Annotated in this window: 13 protein-coding genes; 9 read left to right on the top strand and 4 right to left on the bottom strand. The window is 68.9% G+C overall.

Annotated elements, in window-relative coordinates:
* Window positions 1-3: 3 nt before the first annotated feature.
* The 5 genes from VES41_RS02920 to VES41_RS02900 all read left to right on the top strand — a co-directional run bounded on the left by VES41_RS02920 (window position 4) and on the right by VES41_RS02900 (window position 7,570).
* Window positions 4-1,395, top strand: coding sequence for a GspE/PulE family protein (locus VES41_RS02920; RefSeq protein ID WP_324812753.1), 1,392 nt, complete (start codon window positions 4-6; stop codon window positions 1,393-1,395).
* Window positions 1,396-1,405: 10 nt separating this feature from the next.
* Window positions 1,406-2,641, top strand: a complete 1,236-nt coding sequence (gene gspF / locus VES41_RS02915; RefSeq protein WP_324812750.1) for a type II secretion system inner membrane protein GspF — start codon at window positions 1,406-1,408, stop codon at window positions 2,639-2,641.
* 13 nt (window positions 2,642-2,654) lie between these two features.
* Window positions 2,655-3,551, top strand: a complete 897-nt coding sequence (locus VES41_RS02910) for a 5'-nucleotidase (RefSeq protein ID WP_324812749.1) — start codon at window positions 2,655-2,657, stop codon at window positions 3,549-3,551.
* A gap of 116 nt (window positions 3,552-3,667) precedes the next feature.
* Window positions 3,668-5,455, top strand: a complete 1,788-nt coding sequence (locus VES41_RS02905; RefSeq protein WP_324812748.1) for an ABC transporter ATP-binding protein/permease — start codon at window positions 3,668-3,670, stop codon at window positions 5,453-5,455.
* Between the two features lie 453 nt (window positions 5,456-5,908).
* Window positions 5,909-7,570 (top strand): pectate lyase, encoded by a 1,662-nt coding sequence (locus tag VES41_RS02900; RefSeq protein ID WP_414719003.1) that lies wholly within the window; start codon window positions 5,909-5,911, stop codon window positions 7,568-7,570.
* A gap of 46 nt (window positions 7,571-7,616) precedes the next feature.
* Here VES41_RS02900 and queC read toward each other — a convergent pair whose 3' ends face one another.
* Genes queC through VES41_RS02885 form a run of 3 tightly spaced genes read right to left on the bottom strand, consistent with a single transcriptional unit; the run spans window position 7,617 to window position 11,066 of the window.
* Entirely contained in the window at window positions 7,617-8,309 is a 693-nt protein-coding gene (gene queC, locus VES41_RS02895) for a 7-cyano-7-deazaguanine synthase QueC (protein ID WP_324812744.1), read from the bottom strand.
* An 11-nt stretch (window positions 8,310-8,320) separates the two neighbouring features.
* Complete coding sequence (locus tag VES41_RS02890) at window positions 8,321-8,806, bottom strand: DUF1854 domain-containing protein (RefSeq protein WP_324812742.1); 486 nt, start codon at window positions 8,804-8,806, stop codon at window positions 8,321-8,323.
* Between the two features lies 1 nt (window position 8,807).
* Complete coding sequence (locus tag VES41_RS02885) at window positions 8,808-11,066, bottom strand: ABC transporter ATP-binding protein (RefSeq protein WP_324812740.1); 2,259 nt, start codon at window positions 11,064-11,066, stop codon at window positions 8,808-8,810.
* A gap of 150 nt (window positions 11,067-11,216) precedes the next feature.
* Between VES41_RS02885 and cphA (VES41_RS02880) the strand changes: the two genes are divergently transcribed.
* The 4 genes from cphA (VES41_RS02880) to VES41_RS02865 all read left to right on the top strand — a co-directional run bounded on the left by cphA (VES41_RS02880) (window position 11,217) and on the right by VES41_RS02865 (window position 17,914).
* On the top strand, window positions 11,217-13,493 hold the full coding sequence (gene cphA, locus VES41_RS02880) for a cyanophycin synthetase (protein ID WP_324812737.1): 2,277 nt from the start codon (window positions 11,217-11,219) through the stop codon (window positions 13,491-13,493).
* Window positions 13,494-13,549: 56 nt separating this feature from the next.
* Window positions 13,550-16,126 (top strand): cyanophycin synthetase, encoded by a 2,577-nt coding sequence (gene cphA, locus VES41_RS02875; RefSeq protein ID WP_324812734.1) that lies wholly within the window; start codon window positions 13,550-13,552, stop codon window positions 16,124-16,126.
* Window positions 16,127-16,328: 202 nt separating this feature from the next.
* Complete coding sequence (locus VES41_RS02870; protein ID WP_324812731.1) at window positions 16,329-16,892, top strand: hypothetical protein; 564 nt, start codon at window positions 16,329-16,331, stop codon at window positions 16,890-16,892.
* A gap of 302 nt (window positions 16,893-17,194) precedes the next feature.
* A complete protein-coding gene (locus VES41_RS02865) occupies window positions 17,195-17,914 on the top strand; it encodes a hypothetical protein (protein WP_324812728.1) in 720 nt (239 codons plus the stop codon).
* A 112-nt stretch (window positions 17,915-18,026) separates the two neighbouring features.
* Here VES41_RS02865 and VES41_RS02860 read toward each other — a convergent pair whose 3' ends face one another.
* Complete coding sequence (locus VES41_RS02860) at window positions 18,027-18,341, bottom strand: DUF7709 family protein (RefSeq protein ID WP_324812725.1); 315 nt, start codon at window positions 18,339-18,341, stop codon at window positions 18,027-18,029.
* Window positions 18,342-18,391: the final 50 nt, after the last annotated feature.

Genomic DNA, 18,391 nt, shown 5'->3' with positions numbered 1-18,391 from the left:
GACATGCGCTACCCCCTGCCCTATGCCTTCGCCCGTACCCAGCAGTTGCTGCTGGAAGAAACCGACAACGGCGAGCTGCTGCTGCGCATGCCGACGGTGCCGGCCAAGGGGGGACTGGGCGAGGTGCTGCGCAAGTACCGCATCGGGTCGTTCGAGGTGATGCCGGCGGCCGAGCTCGCGCACCGCATCAGCGTGGCCTACGCGCAAGGCGAGTCGAATGCCGCCGCCATCGTCAGCGAAGTGCAGAGCGACGCCGACCTGTCGCGCATGATGCAGGAGTTGCCGGCCGTCGAGGACCTGCTGGAATCCGCCGGCGACGCGCCGATCATCCGCATGCTCAACGCGCTGCTCACGCAGGCCGCACGCGACGGCGCCAGCGACATCCACATCGAACCCTACGAGCGCACCTCCTGCGTGCGCTTTCGCATCGACGGCGACCTGCGCGAGGTGGTGCAGCCCAACCGCGCGCTGCACGCGGCACTGATCTCTCGCCTGAAGATCATGGCCGACCTGGACATTGCCGAGAAGCGCTTGCCGCAGGACGGCCGCATCTCGCTGCGCATCGGCACGCGGGCGGTGGACGTGCGCGTGTCGACGCTGCCCTCGGCGCACGGCGAACGCGCCGTGCTGCGCCTGCTCGACAAGAACGAGGAGCGCCTGACGCTCGAGGCGGTGGGCATGCAGGGCGATACGCTGACCCGCATCGAGCGGCTGATCGCCCAGCCGCACGGCATCATCCTGGTGACCGGGCCGACCGGCTCGGGCAAGACCACCACGCTGTATGCGGCGCTGGCGCGCATGGATGCGAGCCACAGCAACATCATGACGGTGGAAGACCCGATCGAGTACGAGCTGCCCGGCATCGGCCAGACGCAGGTCAACCCGAAGATCGAGCTGACCTTCGCCAAGGCGCTGCGCGCCATCCTGCGGCAAGACCCCGACGTCATCATGATCGGCGAGATCCGCGACTTCGAGACCGCGCAGATCGCCATCCAGGCCTCGCTCACCGGCCACCTGGTGCTGGCCACGCTGCACACCAACGATTCGGTCAGCGCCATCACCCGCCTGACCGACATGGGCGTCGAGCCCTTCCTGCTGAGTTCCTCGCTGCTGGGGGTGCTGGCGCAGCGCCTGGTGCGCAAGATCTGCCCGGTGTGCCAGGGCAAGGGCTGCGACACCTGCGGCAGCAGCGGCTACCAGGGCCGCACCGGCATCTTCGAACTGCTGGTAGCCGACGCCGAGGTGCAGGCGATGGTGCACCGCGGCGCGTCGGAGCCGGAAATCTACGCCGCGGCCGAACGCAGCGGCCTGCGCTCGATGCGCGAGGACGGCGAGCGGCTGGTGCGCGAAGGCATCACCACGCAGGCCGAGCTGCTGCGGGTCACGCGCGACTAGGCTGCCGGCCATGCCCGCCTATTCCTTCGAAGCCATCGACGCGCAAGGCCAGCCGCGCAAGGGCGTGCTGGAAGCCGACACGGCACGCGCGGCACGCAGCCTGCTGCGCGCGCAGGCGCTCATCCCGCTGGCGGTGTCGCCGGTGGCCGGCGACGCCAGCCAGGCGCATGCGAGCAGCACCGGCTGGCGGCGGTGGTTCGGCGGCGGACGCGTCTTCAGCAGCACCACGCTAGCGGTCTGGACCCGCCAGCTCGCCGGACTGATGGCCGCAGGCCTGCCCCTGGAACGCGCCCTGACCGCCCTGACGGAGGAATCCGAGAGCGATGCGCAGCGCGACCTGGTGGCGTCGCTGCGCGCCGAGGTCAACGCCGGCTCGTCGTTCGGCCGGGCGTTGTCCGGCCATCCGCGCGAGTTCTCGCACATCTACACCGCCGTGGTGGGCGCCGGCGAGCAAAGCGGCAACCTGGCGCTGGTGCTCGAGCGGCTGGCCGACGACCTGGAAGAGCGCCAGGCGCTGCAGCAGAAGCTGGTGGGCGCGGCCATGTACCCGGCCATCGTCACCCTGGTGGCCATCGCCATCGTCATCTTCCTGATGAGCTACGTGGTGCCGCAGGTGGCCAACGTGTTCGCCGGCACCAAGCGCGCGCTGCCCACCATCACCGCCGTCATGCTGGCCATGAGCGACCTGATCCGCCAGCACGGCTGGCTGATGCTCGGCATGCTGGTGGTCGCCGCCATGGCGGCCAGGTTCGCGCTGGCGCAGGAATCGATCGCGCTCAAGTTCGACGCCTTCTGGCTGCGCCTGCCGCTGGTCGGGCGGCTGGCACGCGGCTACAACGCAGCGCGCTTCGCCAGCACGCTGGCGATGCTGGCGGCCGCGGGCGTGCCGATCCTGCGCGCGCTGCAGGCGGCCTCCGAGACGCTGAGCAACCGCGCGCTGCGCGCCGATGCGCAGGACGCGCTGGTGCTGGTGCGCGAAGGCGCGCCGCTGGCTTCGGCGCTGGCCGGCAAGAAGCGCTTTCCGGGCCTGGTGTCGATGTTCGCGCGGCTGGGCGAGCAGACCGGCGACCTGCCCACGATGCTGCAGCGCGCCGCCAACCAGCTGGGCGCCGAGGTGCAGCGCCGTGCCATGCACCTGGCCACCATCCTCGAGCCGCTGCTGATCGTGGCCATGGGCGCGGTCGTCATGATGATCGTGCTGGCCGTGCTGTTGCCCATCATCCAGCTCAACCAGTTCGTCAAGTAGCCGCACCGCCGCCATGCCCGTCACCCTGGACGACAAGCTCGTGGTCGCGATCTCCTCGCGCGCCCTGTTCAACCTCGAGGAAGAAAACCGCCTGTTCGAGGCCGGCGATCCCGAGGCCTACATGCGACTGCAGTTCGAGCGGCTGGATCAGCCGGCGCAGCCGGGCATCGCCTATTCGCTGGTGCAGAAGCTGCTGCGCTTCAACGACGACGGCGTCCAGCGCGTGGAGGTGGTCATCCTCTCGCGCAACGACCCGGTCTCCGGCATGCGCATCTTCCGCTCCAGCAACGCGGCCGGCATCAAGCTGCAGCGCGGCGTGTTCACGCAGGGCCGCCCGCCGTTCGGCTACCTGCGCCCGCTGCGCGCGCACCTGTTCCTTTCGGTCAACGCGCAGGACGTGCGCGAGGCGCTCGGCGCCGGCTTCCCGGCCGCGCGGGTGCTGGTCGAATCGGTCAAGGCGAGCGACGCGTTTCCCAACGAGGTGCGCATCGCCTTCGACGGCGATGCCGTGCTTTTCAGCGACGAAGCCGAGCGCGTGTTCCAGACCGAAGGGCTGGACGCCTTCCAGGCGCACGAGCTGCTCAAGGCCGAACAGCCCCTGCCCGAGGGGCCGTTCAAGCCGCTGCTGATGGCCCTGCACCGGCTGCAGATGGCCGGCAACCCGGCCATGCGCATCCGCACGGCGCTGGTCACGGCGCGCAGCGCCCCGGCCCACGAACGCGCCATCCGCACCCTGATGAACTGGAACATCCGCGTCGACGAGGCGATGTTCCTCGGCGGACTGCCCAAGGGCGAATTCCTGCGCGAGTTCGAACCCGACTTCTTCTTCGACGACCAGACCGGCCATGTCGACGCGGCGGCGCGCCACGTGCCGGCCGGGCACGTGGCCAGCGGCATCAGCAACGGCTAGGGACGCGACCGGCGCCGCCCCGCACGGCGACGGCCGACCTAAGACTCGTCTAAGGCGGCTGCTTAACATGTGTGTCTTTTGTGTTTCAGGCTCGGCTCTTGCTGTGGCCCGACCCCATGGACACCACCTCGCCCACCGCCCCGAGCCCGACACTGAGCCAGACCATGCGCCGCATCGGCCGCCTGGCGGCGCCCTACTTTCTCAGGTCGGAGGAACGCTGGAAGGCGCTCGGCATGCTGCTGGCGGTGGTGGCGCTCAATCTCGGCACGGTGTACATGCTGGTGCTCAACAACCAGTGGTACGCGCGCTTCTACGATGCGCTGCAGGAAAAGAACCAGACGGTGTTCTGGCGCGAGATCATCGTCTTCTGCGAGATCGCCGCGGCCTACATCGTCATGGCGATCCTCAAGTTCTACCTGACGCAGCTGCTGCAGTTGCGCTGGCGCGCCTGGATGACCCGCCACTACCTGCAGCGCTGGATGGCGGACAACACCTTCTACCGCCTGGAGCTCGCCCGCTATTCGCGGCAGCTGCACGCACCGCCGGACAACCCGGACCAGCGCATCCAGGAAGACATGCAGCTGTTCACCGACTACACCATGGCGCTGTCGATGGGGCTGCTCAACGCGGTGGTGACGCTGGTGAGCTTCGTGGGCATCCTGTGGACCCTGTCTGGAACGTTCAGCTTCACGCTCGGCGGGCATGACTTCAGCATCGCCGGCTCGATGGTCTGGCTGGCGCTGGCGTACTGCATTGCCGGCACCGTCATCACCCACTACATCGGGCGACCGCTGATCGGCCTGAACTTCATGCAGCAGCGCTACGAGGCCGACTTCCGGCACCACCTGGTGCGGGTGCGCGAGTACAGCGAAGCCATCGCGCTCGACCATGGCGACGCCGTGGAGCATCGCCAGCTGGGCAGGCGCTTCGGCGCGGTGCTGGGCAACTACCTCAGTCTCATCCGGAAGCAGAAGAACCTGGTGGCCTTCACCGCGTCGTTCAGCCAGGCCTCGGTGATCTTCGCCTTCATCGTGCAGGCCCCGCGCTTCTTCTCCGGCGCCATCGAGCTGGGACAGATGATGCAGATCAACTCCGCCTTCGGCCGGGTGCAGGACGCGCTGAGCTGGTTCGTCGACAACTACGACCGGGTCGCCGTCTGGCGCGCCACCGCCGATCGCCTGACAAGCTTCGAAGCGGCGATGCAGGCGCACGCCCGGGACACCGGTGCACTGCAGCGCGTGCCGGCCGAAGGCAGCCCGCCGTCGCTGCAGGCGAGCGACCTCTCCATCGCCCTGCCCGACGGCACGCCGCTGCTCGAAGGCGCCAGCCTGGCGGTCCGCCCGGGCGACACGGTGCTGCTGCAAGGCCCCTCGGGCAGCGGCAAGTCGACCCTGTTCCGAACGCTCGCAGGCATCTGGCCGTTCGCGCGGGGCCGGGCGCAGGTACCGGCCGACGCCATGTTCATTCCCCAACGCCCGTACGTGCCGGACGGTCCGCTGCGCGATGCGCTGGCCTACCCGGAGCCTGCCGAACGCTACGGCGACGCCGAGCTGCAGCAGGCCCTGCGCGACGCGCTGCTGCCGGCCCTGGCCGAGCGGCTCGACGAAAGCGACGCCTGGAGCCAGAAGCTCTCCGGGGGCGAACAACAGCGGCTGGCGATTGCCCGGGTCCTGCTCAAGAAGCCGGCCTGGCTGTTCGCCGACGAGGCCACCAGCGCACTCGACCCGACGGCCGAGCATTCGCTCTACCAGCGCATGGCGGCCCAGACGATGGCGGCCGGCGGCGCGATGGTGTCGATCGCCCACCGCGCCTCCGTCGGCGAACACCACGCACAGCGCTGGACTTTGGTCCCCGAAAGCGACGGGGCGCCAGCGCGCTTCCGCATGGCGCAAGGCCAGGGCTGAGAAGCCCAGGCGCGGCTTCCACTACAGTTGCGCGGCTTTGGTCATCGGTCCAGCTCGACACATAGAGATACGACAACTGATCACTTGGCGCCACAAGACATCTCCCTTCGCGGTGGACAGGACATCTGCATTTGGCCAACTAACCTTTATTTATTAGGTGATTAGGTGCGACGGGAAGTGATCTCATGGTTCTCCCTTCCATTCAATCTCCTTTCACGGTTATACGATGACTAATGACGATCGTTTCCGGATCGTCTTGTTCATCCCAACAGACCAAGGAGACCGAGCACCATGCAACGCCGTGCATTTCTGTCCGCCAGCCTGACGCCCATCGCACTGGCCGCTTGCGGCGGCGGTAACGACGACCCGCCGCCCGCCCCCGCGCCATCGCCGGCCCCAGCACCCGCACCTGCACCCGCTCCCGCGAGCGCACAGGGCCGCGCTGCGGATGCCATGAAACGCGCCGTGACCTATATGGACGAAGTGGTGTCGTACCAGGGCGGCTACGTCTGGTCGTATTCGCCCGACCTGACCCAGACCTTCGGCGAGATGGAAGCCAAGCGCACCATGTGCTGGATCCAGCCGCCGGGCACCCCGTCGGTCGGCCACATCTTCCTGGATGCCTACCATGCCACCGGCGACGAACGCTTCTACCAGGCGGCCGAACGCACGGCGCTGGCAGTGGCTGCCGCCCAGCATGCGTCCGGCGGCTGGAACTACATCCACGATTTCGCCGGCGAGGAGTCCCTCAAGCACTGGTACGAGACCATCGGCAGGAACGGCTGGCGGCTGGAGGAGTTCCAGAACTACTACGGCAACGCCACCTTCGACGACGCCGGCACGGCCGTCGCCTCGCAGTTCATGCTCCGCATGTGGCTGGAGAAGAAGGACGCGCGCTTCGAGTCGGCCGTCAACAAGGCGATCGAATTCGTCCGCAGCGCGCAGTTCGGGCCCGAGTTCGGCATCGCCGGCGGCGGCTGGCCACAGCGCTTCCCGCACTACGCCGGCTCGAAGTCCAGCATGGCGCAGCCCAACGCTGAGCAGTTGCCCCCCGGGGCGCGCGCGGGCATGGAGGATGGCGACTACACGCTTCATGTGACGTTCAACGACGACGTGATGGGCGAGAACATCAAGTTCCTGACGCTGTGCGTGATGACGCTGGGCCGCACCGATCTGATCGACAGCATCCTGCGCGCCATGGAGTGCATGCGCGCGCTGCAGAACACGGGCACGCAGGCCGGCTGGAGCCTGCAGCATCTCTCGCGCGAAACCAACGGCCGCCCCGCCGGTGCACCAGCCGGCGCCCGCAGCTACGAGCCGCGCTCGCTGGCCACGCACACGACGCAGACCAACATCCAGCAGCTGTTCAACTATTTCACGCTCACCGGTGATCGCAAGTTCCTGGCGCGCATTCCGGAAGCCATCGCCTGGCTCAAGACGGTCCCGCTGCCGGCCGACGCCGCGCAGCGCAATCCGCTGCTGGGCGGCGGCCGCACCCACCCCACGTTCGTCGAGCTGGACACCAACGAGCCGCTGTACGTGCACCGGTACGGCTCGAATATCAACAACGGCGCCTACTACTTCGACAAGGACATCACCAACACCATCAGCCACTACTCGGCCGGCCGGGCAGTCAACATCGCGAGCCTGGAAAGCCGCTACGCGCAGCTCAGCGGCATGAGCGACGCCGACGTGGCCGCCATGGTGGCGCGCTCACCACTCAAGGTCAGCCAGCCGGTGCCGCTGCCGAAGTACTTCGGCATTCGCGAGGTGGACTTCGCCGATCTCTTCGACGGCGCCAGGATGACCACGCCCACCGTGCCCGAAGCGGAGGTCGACCAGTTGATCGAGGACCTGGGCAGCAAGAACTACTGGACCTCGCCGGTGCCCGAAATCGTCAACCCGTTCCGCGGGCCCGGCCCGGCAGCCCCGTACACGGGCACGGCGTATCGCAGCAAACACGTAGGCGACATCTACGACACCTCGCCCTACCCGGCCGATGCGCCGCCGGAGATCGAGCCCTACGTCAAGCGCGACAAGCCGCAGTTCATCGTGACCTCGGACGTGATTCGCCGCCTTGGCCGGCTGATCGCCTTCGTCGCACCAGTCGCCTGATCTGGGGCGCGGGCGGCACGATCGCGCGCCGCCCGCGACGAGGGATTCAGCCGGCGTAGCCTTCCCAGCCGCGCCGGCGCAGCTCGCAGGCCGGACACCGGCCGCAGCCGTAGCCCCAGTCGTGCAGCTGCCCGCGCTCGCCGACGTAGCAGGTGTGCGTTTCCTCGACGATCAGGCGCACCAGCGCCTGTCCGCCCAGGCGCTCGGCCATGGCCCAGGTGTCGGCCTTGTCGATCCACATGAGCGGCGTCTCGATGACCAGGCGCCGGTCCATGCCCAGCGACAGGGCCAGCTGCATGGCCTTCATGGTGTCGTCGCGGCAATCGGGATAGCCGGAATAGTCGGTCTCGCACACGCCGGTCACGATGACATCCAGGCCGCGCCGGTAGGCCAGCGCACCGGCCAGCGTGAGGAACAGGAGGTTGCGCCCGGGCACGAAGGTGTTGGGCAGCCCGCCCTCCTGCATGGCGAAGGCGATGTCCTGCGTGAGCGAGGATTCGCTCACCTGCGCCAGCACGTCCAGCGTGAGCAGGTGGTCGTCGCCCAGGCGCGGGGCCCACTCGGGAAACTCGCGGCGCAGGCGTTCCAGCACGGCGCCTCGAACGTCCAGCTCGACCCGGTGGCGCTGGCCGTAGTCGAAGCCCAGGGTCTCGACCCGCTCGTAGCGCGACAGCGCGTCGGCCAGGCAGGTCGTGGAGTCCTGGCCGCCGGAAAAGAGTACGAGCGCGGATGTGTGCATGGCCGTCGAGCCTACAGGAAGCGCTCGAGCAAGCGGCGCGAGGCGCGATCGAGCGCCGCCGGCCGCTCGACGCGAAACTGCACGCCGGCCGCGCTGGTGACGAGCAGCGCGCCGCCGTCGAGCCGGCGGATGTCTTCCTCGGCCTTGAGCACGAACTGCGTCTCGCCGCGGTCGGTGGTCACGGTCCAGGTGCTGGGCACGCCGAAGCTGGAGACCGCGTGCAGGTGCAGCAGCCGCGGCGCGAAGTCGCGCACGGCCAGCGCATCGAGCAGCAAGGCGCGGACGGGCTCGGGCACCTCCTGCAGGCGGGCGATCCAGGCCCGCTCGCGCCCGTCCTCGCCCACCAGCGAGATGCCGGCGTCGGGCGCGCTGAGCGGAAAGGCGCGCACCGGTTGCACCACCTCGCCGGCGCCTTCGGCGCCGCGCAGCAGCAAGCGCCCGAAGGCATCGCGTTCCAGCACCATGCCGGGTGTCGTGTTCGTTTCGGCCACTGCCATGCTACGCCTCCCCCGCCGGATGGGCGGCATGCGCCTGCACGGGTGCCGGGGCGCCCGCGCCGTCCTCGTCGCCATCGTCGTCGACCTGCCGGACCTGCGCCTGGTAGAGGCGCCAGTAGGCGCCCTCGCGCGCCATCAGCGCGTCGTGCGGGCCCACTTCCACGATCTCGCCGCGGTCCATCACCACCAGCCGGTCGGCCTTGCGCAGCGTCGACAGCCGGTGCGCGATGGCGATGGTGGTGCGGCCCTGCACCAGGTTGTCCAGCGCCTTCTGGATCTCCTTCTCGGTCTCGGTGTCGACCGCAGAAGTGGCTTCGTCCAGGATGAGGATGCGCGGGTCGATCAGCAGCGCCCGAGCGATCGAGATGCGTTGGCGCTCGCCGCCCGACAAGCCCTGGCCGCGCTCGCCCACGAGCGAGTCGTAGCCGTGCGGCAGCCGAAGAATGAATTCGTGCGCATGGGCGGCGCGGGCCGCGGCGACGATCTCCTCGCGGCTGGCGTCCGGCTTGCCGTAGGCAATGTTCTGGGCGATGGTGCCGAAGAACAGGAAGGGCTCCTGCAGCACCAGCCCGACGTGCCGCCGGTAGTCGGCCACGGCAAAGCGGCGGATGTCGGTGCCGTCGACCTCGATGCCGCCGTCGCTGACGTCGTAGAAGCGGCAGATCAGGTTGACCAGCGTGCTCTTGCCCGATCCGCTGTGGCCCACCAAGCCGATCATCTCGCCCGGCCGGATGCTCAGGTCGAGGTTGCGGATGACGGCGCGGCTGCCGTAGCGAAAGCCCAGCCCCTTCATCTCGATGCCGCCGCACACGGTGCCCAGGCGCACCGGGTCGACCGGGTCCGGCACGTTGCTGACGTGGTCGAGGATGTCGAAGATGCGTTTGGCGCCGGCCGCCGCCTTCTGCGTGACCGAGACGATGCGGCTCATCGAATCGAGCCGCGTGTAGAAGCGCCCGATGTACGCGATGAACGCGGTAAGCACGCCGACCGTGATGCGCCCGCGCGCCACTTGCCAGATGCCGAAGGCCCACACCACGAGCAGGCCGACCTCGGTCAGCAGCGACACCGTGGGCGTGAACAGCGACCACGTCCGGTTGAGCCGGTCGTTGACCTTCAGGTTGTGGGCGTTGGCCTGGCGAAAGCGCTCGGCTTCGCGGCGCTCCTGCGCGAATGCCTTGACCACGCGGATGCCCGGGATGGTGTCGGCCAGCACGTTCGTCACCTCGCCCCAGACCCGGTCGATCTTCTCGAAGCCGGTGCGCAGCCGGTCGCGCACGACGTGGATCATCCAGCCGATGAACGGCAGCGGCACCAGCGTGACCAGGGCCAGCAGCGGATTGATCGACACCAGGATGACCGCGGTCATGGCGATCATCAGCACGTCGTTGATGAAATCAAGCGCGTGCAGCGAAAGAAACACGTTGATGCGGTCGGTCTCGGAACCGATGCGCGCCATCAGGTCGCCGGTGCGCTTGTTGCCGAAGTAGTCCAGCGGCAGCGTCAGCAGGTGCTCGTAAGTGGCGGTGCGCAGGTCCGCGCCCATGCGCTCGGAGACCAGCGCCAGCAGGTAGGTGCGGGCCCAGCCCAGGCCCCAGCCCAGCAGCGCCGCGGCCAGCAGCGCGCCCAGGTACATGAGCACCTCATTGACCTCGATGGCCTGCCCGTTCTGGAACGGGATCAGGATGTCGTCCATCAACGGGATGGTCAGGTAGGGCGGCACCAGCGTGGCCGCCGTCGACGCCAGCGTCAACAGGAAGCCGGCGAGCAGCTGGCGGCGGTACGGCCGCGCGAACCGTCCCAGGCGCAGCAGCACCCAGGTGGACGGCGGGCGCTGCAGCTCGGGATCGACCTCGGATGCCGCCGCCGGGTCAGCGCCCACTTCGGCGGCATCGCCGGCCCGCTGCTCGAACAGGCGCACCAGGCGCATGGCCGCGGCCTGCTGCGCCAGCGTGTAGTGCCAGCGCTGCAGCATGCCTTGACCATCGCCAAGGTCGAGCGTGCCCACGCCGGCGTGGTCGCTCAGGTGCAGGGCCAGTCCCGGTTGGTCCAGTGCCCAGTCGCGCCAGGCGCCACTGCCATCGCGCGCCAGCAGGCGCCGGTCGGTCAGGGCCAGGAAGCCGCCGGAAAAGCACAGGTTGCCGTCCAGGTCAACCGCCAGGCTCGCGAGAACGTTTTCGTCGGAAGCCAGCCGGCTTCGCGGCACCAACGTGGTGCCGCTGGCCTGGTCCGCCAGGGCGGCCGGTGAATCAAGTTTTTCCATGTGGTGATCGATGGCGGAGCGGGGACGAATTGGCCGCAACTCCACGCCCGGCGGGTTCGCCGGGCGCTCATTCTGACCGAAGGCCCCGGTCCCGGATTCCGGTCCGGCAGCCGGCCCGTTTCCCCGCTCCGTAGCCCTACGAACGTTCTCATGACCCGTTTCGACGACATTCGCCTGCTTCGCGTGAACTATTTGCGCGGTCCCAATATCTGGACCTACCGTCCGGTGTTGGAGGTCTGGCTCGACCTGGGCGAACTCGAGGACTTCCCCTCCAACAGGATCGAGGGTTTCACAGGGCGCCTGACCGCGCTGCTGCCGGCGCTGATCGAGCACCACTGCGGCGTGGGCGAGCGCGGCGGCTTCATCCAGCGGCTCGAGGAAGGCACCTGGTCGGGGCACGTGCTCGAGCACGTCGTCATCGAACTGCTCAACCTGGCCGGCATGCCGACCGGCTTCGGCCAGACCCGCAGCACGTCCCGCCACGGCGTGTACCGCATGGTGTTTCGCGCGCGCGACGAGCAGGTGGCGCGCACCGCGCTGGCCGAAGGCCACCGCCTGCTGATGGCCGCGATCAACGACGACCCGTTCGGCCCGGCCGACGTGCAGGCCTGCGTCGACGCGGTCCGCACGCGGCTGGACGCCTGCTACCTCGGCCCGTCTACCGCGAGCATCGTCAACGCGGCGGCCGACCGCGGGATTCCGCACATCCGGCTGAACGACGGCAACCTGGTCCAGTTGGGCTATGGCGCCACTCAGCGCCGGATCTGGACGGCCGAGACCGACTACACCAGCGCCATCGGCGAATCCATCGCCAGCGACAAGGAACTGACCAAGTCGCTGTTGCAAAGCTGCGGCGTGCCGGTGCCCGAGGGCCAGGTGGTGGGCAGCGCCGAGGAGGCCTGGGAGGCCGCGCAGGACATCGGGCTGCCGGTGGCCGTGAAGCCGTCGGACGCCAACCATGGCCGCGGCGTGTCGCTCGAGCTGCACACGCGCGAGGAAGTCATGGCCGCCTTCGCCGTCGCCGAACCGGAAGGCAGCGACGTGATGGTCGAGCGCTACGTGCCGGGCGCCGAGCACCGCCTGCTGGTGGTGGGCGGTCGCGTGGTGGCGGCCGCCCGCGGCGAAGTCATCACGGTCACCGGCGACGGCCGGCAGACGGTGGCGCAGTTGATCGACAGCCAGCTCAACAGCGACCCGCGGCGCGGCGCGGAGGAAGAATTTCCACTGGACGTGATCGACCTGGCCAACGATGCCAAGCTCCAGCTCGAACTGCAGCGCCAGCAACTGGGCGGCGACTCGGTGCCGGCCGCCGGCCGCGTGGTGACGATCCAGCGCAACGGCAACCTGGGCACGGACTGTACCGACCAGGTGCATCCCGAAGTGGCGCACGCCGCGGTGCTCGCGGCACGCATCGTCGGCCTCGACATCGCGGGCATCGACCTGGTCGCGCGCGACATCTCGCGTCCGCTGCAGGCCCAGGCCGGCGCCATCGTCGAAGTCAACGCCGGGCCCGGGCTGCTGATGCACCTCAAGCCGGGCGTGGGTGCGCCGCGGCCGGTGGGCCGCGCCATCTGCGACCACCTTTTCCCCGACGAGAGCGATGCCGAGGCGGGACCGGGGCGCATCCCGATCGTCGGCGTGGCCGGCACCCAGGACACGGCGGCGCTTGCGCGGCTGGTGGCCTGGCTGGCCAGCCTGGGCGGCCACCACACCGGCCTGGCCTGCCGCGACGGCCTGTTCCTCGACCGGCGCCGCGTGGATGCGCGCGACAGCGCCAATTTCGCGGCCGGCCACCGCCTGCTGGTCAACCGCGCGGTCCAGGCAGTGGTGATCGAGGCCGGTGCCGAAACCATCCTGCGCGACGGCCTGCCTTACGACCGCTGCCAGATCGGCATCGTGACCGACCTGGAAGGCGCCGACCGGCTCGCCGAGTTCGACATCGGCGAAAGCGACCAGATGGTGAAGGTGCTGCGCACGCAGGTCGACGTGGTGCTGCCTGACGGCACCGCGGTGCTCAATGCCGCGGACCCGCGTGTGGCCGGCATGGCGCCCCTGTGCGACGGCGACGTGATCCTCTATGCGGCCGACCCGCACGCGGCGTCCTTGACGGCGCACCAGCGCGACGGCGGCAAGGCCGTGCTGGTGCGGCAGGACCGCGTGGTGCTGGCCACCGGCAGCAGCGAGACCTTCCTGCCCGGCCTCGGCCGCCTGACCGCATGGCGCGCGAGCCACGCCGGCATTTCGCTGGAAAGCGTGCTGGCCGCCGTGGCCGCCGGCTGGGCCATGGGCATCCCGCTGAACCTGATCGGCGCCGGCGTGCAGGCCTTCGAGGCCGACCTGGCGACGGCCCTGTCCTCGCTGCAGCTTTCGCAGAGCCTGATGCCCTTCGCCGAGGCGACGCACACGTCGCCGCAGCAGCTGAACTGAACGACGCCCCCGCTCACGTACCCCGCCGCAAAACCTACAAGACAACGCGCCCCACCATGGACATCATCCGCACACGTGCCCTGCGCGGGCCCAACCTCTGGAGCCGGCACACCGCCATCGAAGCCGTGGTGCGCTGCGACGGCAATGAGACGAGCATCGACCTGCTGCCCGGCTTCGACCGCCGCCTGCGCGCGCTGTTTCCCGACATCGGCGAACTCCACCCCGTCGCCCTCGGCCATCCGCTGGCGCTCGCGCACGTGCTGGAGGCCGCCGCGCTGGCGCTGCAGGTGCATGCCGGCTGCGCCGTCAACTTCAGCCACACGGCGGCCACGTCCGAGGAAGGCATCTACCAGGTGGTGGTGCAGTACAGCGAGGAGGCTGTCGGGCGACTGGCCATCGAGCTGGCCCACGCGCTGATCCAGGCCGCTCTGGACGAGACCCGGCCCTTCGACGCGGCCGCGGCCATCGCCCGGCTGCGCGAACTGGACGAGGACGAACGGCTGGGCCCGAGCACCGGCGCCATTGCCGAGGCCGCCGCCGCGCGCGGCATCCCGTTCCGGCGCCTGACCCGCGGCAGCCTGGTGCAGTTCGGCTGGGGCGCGCGCCAGCGCCGCATCCAGGCCGCCGAAGTGGACGCCACCTCCGGCGTGGCCGAGGCCATCGCGCAGGACAAGGAACTGACCAAGCAACTGCTCAACGCCGCCGGCGTGCCGGTGCCGCGCGGCCGTCCGGTCAACAGCCTGGACGACGCCTGGGAAGCCGCGCACGAGATCGGCCTGCCGGTGGTGGTCAAGCCGCAGGACGGCAACCAGGGCAAGGGCGTGACGGTCAACATCGTCAACCGCGAGCAACTCGCCGCGGCCTACGTGGCGGCGTCCGAGTTCGGCGAGGTGATGGTCGAGAAATACCTCCCGGGCTTCGACTTCCGCCTGCTGGTGGTGGGCGATCGGCTGGTCGCCGCCGCGCGGCGCGACCCGCCCAACGTGGTGGGCGACGGCGTCTCGACGGTGCGAGCGCTGGTCGACACGATCAACCTGGACCCGCGCCGCGGCGAAGGCCATGCCACCTCGCTGACGAAGATCCGGCTCGACGACATCGCCATCAGCCGGCTGGAGGCCCAGGGCCTGACGCCCGACAGCGTGCCCGAACCGGGCCGGCGCGTGGTGCTGCGCAACAACGCCAACCTGTCGACCGGCGGCACCGCCACCGACGTGACCGACACCGTGCACCCCGAGATCGCCGCCCGCGCCATCGAGGCGGCACAGATGGTGGGCCTGCACATCTGCGGCGTCGACATGGTGTGCGAAAGCGTGCTCGTGCCGCTGGAGGAGCAGTCCGGCGGCGTGGTCGAGGTCAACGCCGCGCCGGGGCTGCGCATGCACATTTCGCCCTCGTTCGGCCGCGGGAGGCCGGTCGGCGAGGCGATCGTCGACCAGCTGTACTCTCCCGGCGACGACGGCCGCATTCCCGTGGTGGCCGTGACCGGCACCAACGGCAAGACCACCACCGCCCGCCTGATCAACCACCTGCTCGCCTCCAGCGGGCTGGTGACCGGCATGACCAACACCGACGGCGTGTACATCGACGGCCGGCAGACCGACAGCGGCGACTGCAGCGGCCCCAAGAGCGCCCGCAACGTGCTGCTGCATCCGGACGTCGAGGCCGCGGTGTTCGAGGTGGCGCGCGGCGGCATCCTGCGCGAAGGCCTGGGCTTCGACCGCTGCCAGGTGGCCGTGGTCACCAACCTCGGCCAGGGCGATCACCTGGGACTGAACTACATCAACTCGGTCGAAGAGCTGGCGGTGCTCAAGCGCGTGATCGTGCGCAACGTGGCACCGCAAGGCTGGGCCGTGCTGAACGCGGCTGACCCGAACGTGGCCGCCATGGCCGGCGTGTGCCGCGGCAGCGTCATCTTCTTCGCCGCCGATCGCGCCCACCCGGTCATGGCCACGCACCGCGCGCAGGGCCGCCGCACCGTGTACGTGGACCAGGATGCGGTGATCGCCGCCGAAGGCGCCTGGCGCGAGCGCGTGCCGCTGCGCGACGTGCCCATCACCCGCGGCGGCACCATCGCCTTCCAGGTCGACAACGTCATGGCCGCCGTGGCCGCGGCCTGGGCCGTGGGCGTGGACTGGGACACCATCCGCAGCGGACTGGCCAGCTTCAACAGCGACGCCGCCGGCGTGCCCGGCCGCTTCAACGTCATGGACTACCGTGGCGCCACCGTCATCGCCGACTACGGCCACAACACCGACGCCATGCGCGCCCTGGTCTCGGCGGTCGACGCCATGCCGGCCAGGAAGCGGCAGGTGGTGATCAGCGGCGCGGGCGACCGGCGCGACCAGGACATCCGCGAGCAGACCGCCATCCTGGGCCAGGCCTTCGACGAGGTCATCCTCTACCAGGACGCCGCGCAGCGCGGTCGCGCCGACGGCGAAGTGATGGCGCTGCTGCGCCAGGGCCTGCAGGGCGCCGCCCGCACGCGGCAGATCAACGAGATCCGTGGCGAGTTCGTCGCCATCGACCATGCGCTGGAACGGCTCGGACCGGGCGACCTGTCGCTGATCCTGGTCGACCAGGTCGACGAGGCGCTGGCCCACCTGGCGCGCCGGATTTCGGAAGTGAGCGTCTGAGCCGCCTGGCCGCGCGCGTCGAACTGTAGGAGCGGTCCTGCGCCAACCTGCGCGGGCGGGCTGACAGGCAAGCGCCCGGGGCGTCCCACAGCGCGGCTGCGACGGCACGGCCACACTGGGGCTCCGGCGACGCGCTCCTGCGCGCCCTTGCCGCCCGCACCGGGCGCTGCGGCCCCGCCGGACGACCTACAGGAGTCCGAACATGAACGCCACTTTCCGAACAACCTGCGCCGCCGCGATGATGGCCGTGGGCAGTTTCGCCCTCTTGCCTGCCGCGCACGCGCAAAAGGGCCAGTACCAGGCCGAGCGCGCCACCTGCGACGGCGTGCAGCAGGACCGACAGGCCTGCATTCGCGAAGCCGGCGCGGCGGCACAGGCTGCGCAGCGCAACAACCTGACGAGCGCTTCGCCCGATGTCTACCGCCAGAACGCGCTGGCACGCTGCGACAAGCAGCCGCCGGCCGACCGCATGGCCTGCGAACAACGCGTGCTGGGCACCGGCAACACCACCATCGACGGCAGCGTGATGGGCGGCGGCGCCATCCGCGAGACCGTTACGCCGGTGCCGGTCAGCACCATGCCGAGAACGTCGACCATGCCGGCCCCGGCCACGATGCCGGCGCCTTCGTCCAACATGCCGCCGCCGGCGACGATGCAGCCGCGCGCGCCGTATCCGGGCAGCATGCCGCCCGCATCGACCATGCCGCCGCCGGCTGCGTCGCCGTATTCACCGGCGAGCCCGATGGCGCCGGCTGCGCCGCGCTAAGCCAGCCGCGTCGGGCGTCGCTTCCGTGGTAAGCGAGGCGCCAGGATTGTCGACCCCCGCGTCACTTGTGGCCGGGGGTTTTTCCATTTCTAGGCGTCCCTGCGCACGCGACACTTGAAGCAGTTGCAAGGATGCGATTGACGCGAAACGACGTGGCATCCCCTTTGTATTCCAATGCGAAACCTGTTGCGTCTCAGCCCCTTTTCCGATGACCATGGCAAAGAGGACAACGGGGTAAGGCCAATCGTGGATGGAGTCAACATGACCATCGTGAAGGTTGCCCGCTCGATTGCGTGCTTCGCATGCGCGGCATTCTTGCCGCTGCTGCGGGCTTGGCGGCACAGAGTGCATTTGCGACACCAGACCTATCTGTCAGCGCAAAGGAGTTGCTCGAAGCCGGCGCCCTGCCGCTTTCGCCGCGAGAAATGCATGAGCTCATCGAGCCCGAATCTGACATGGATCTTGTGTCTCCAAGCAACGGGCACGTCCTGCATTTTCATAACCTCAAGGACGGAACACTTTCTGTGGTGAGCCAATCGGCCGACCGGCTTTGGGTGTTCTTTGGCCAGGGCACATGGAAAGTGGACGACCAGGGCCGGTATTGCATCGATATGGCGTGGTCTGGCTCAAGCGAAAAGCGATGTCGAGTGGCGTATCGATACCACGACGGCCTCTATCTTGGCGGAGCAGACCTGACTCGGAATTCGGCGGCGCAGCTTGGCCTGTTTCGAAAGGCCGAGACCTCGTTTCCCAGTCCCGTCAAAGGATCTTTCATCGGCAATTGGAAAGCTGTGTTCCGTCAGGAAACAAGGATCCCGCTCGGAGCCGAAGTCAACATCCCGGACAAGGAGCAGATTGGAACGTGGCGGACCTATTCCCTCGCCCTAATGAAGGACGATCCGTGCGTCGGCCATTGGGTGACACTCAAGGTCCGGTCGCGTTCTGACATCGAGATCACATTGGAGGTCGCCGCCGCCGATGTTGTGAGCGGTTGCACCAACTCACAGTTACGCTTGGTCTAGCTGGACGAAAACACGCTCGCCGGGCAGTCGAACACGGGGTGGCCGGTTCGACTGATGCGTCAGTAGTCCTGATCAGACGGCGGAGACCGCAACGAACTTCCGCTCACGGCAATCAGGCGCCAGCGGATAACAATTTCCGTGCAACCAGGCCAACGAAGCGGCGACCGGGATTCGCTCCGGCAATCCAGTCATCGACGGGGAACAGGTCGAACAACCCAACCTTGATGAGCGTGGGCACCGACAATTCGAGCTCCTTCTCGACTTCGCCTCTCTCCCCGTTGTTGTAGCGAGCCACGTTGTGCAGCATGGTCGCGACGGTGCCAGTTTGCACCGTTGTGCCGTCCTTGAGCTTGACGGCCGGCAGTTGTTCGCCCCCGGCAAGAATCTTTTGATTCACCTGGGCCAGTTGAGAAATGGAGTCGGGCATATGGCGCTCTGTTGCGTGGCGTTGGACGTGCCCAGAAAGTTGGGGCGCCG

This window comes from Variovorax sp., from assembly GCF_035634955.1.
Taxonomy (GTDB): domain Bacteria; phylum Pseudomonadota; class Gammaproteobacteria; order Burkholderiales; family Burkholderiaceae_C; genus Variovorax.
The sequence above is the reverse complement of the archived record's forward strand: the minus strand, read 5'-3'. Positions and strand labels throughout refer to the sequence as shown.

Excerpts from the sequence above, each read along its gene's own strand:
- VES41_RS02920 (WP_324812753.1), top strand. The coding sequence starts at position 4 with ATGCGCTACCCCCTGCCCTATGCCTTCGCCCGTACCCAGCAGTTGCTG.
- gspF (WP_324812750.1), top strand. The coding sequence starts at position 1,406 with ATGCCCGCCTATTCCTTCGAAGCCATCGACGCGCAAGGCCAGCCGCGC.
- VES41_RS02910 (WP_324812749.1), top strand. The coding sequence starts at position 2,655 with ATGCCCGTCACCCTGGACGACAAGCTCGTGGTCGCGATCTCCTCGCGC.
- VES41_RS02905 (WP_324812748.1), top strand. The coding sequence starts at position 3,668 with ATGGACACCACCTCGCCCACCGCCCCGAGCCCGACACTGAGCCAGACC.
- VES41_RS02900 (WP_414719003.1), top strand. The coding sequence starts at position 5,909 with ATGAAACGCGCCGTGACCTATATGGACGAAGTGGTGTCGTACCAGGGC.
- queC (WP_324812744.1), bottom strand. The coding sequence starts at position 8,309 with ATGCACACATCCGCGCTCGTACTCTTTTCCGGCGGCCAGGACTCCACG.
- VES41_RS02890 (WP_324812742.1), bottom strand. The coding sequence starts at position 8,806 with ATGGCAGTGGCCGAAACGAACACGACACCCGGCATGGTGCTGGAACGC.
- VES41_RS02885 (WP_324812740.1), bottom strand. The coding sequence starts at position 11,066 with ATGGAAAAACTTGATTCACCGGCCGCCCTGGCGGACCAGGCCAGCGGC.
- cphA (WP_324812737.1), top strand. The coding sequence starts at position 11,217 with ATGACCCGTTTCGACGACATTCGCCTGCTTCGCGTGAACTATTTGCGC.
- cphA (WP_324812734.1), top strand. The coding sequence starts at position 13,550 with ATGGACATCATCCGCACACGTGCCCTGCGCGGGCCCAACCTCTGGAGC.
- VES41_RS02870 (WP_324812731.1), top strand. The coding sequence starts at position 16,329 with ATGAACGCCACTTTCCGAACAACCTGCGCCGCCGCGATGATGGCCGTG.
- VES41_RS02865 (WP_324812728.1), top strand. The coding sequence starts at position 17,195 with ATGCGCGGCATTCTTGCCGCTGCTGCGGGCTTGGCGGCACAGAGTGCA.
- VES41_RS02860 (WP_324812725.1), bottom strand. The coding sequence starts at position 18,341 with ATGCCCGACTCCATTTCTCAACTGGCCCAGGTGAATCAAAAGATTCTT.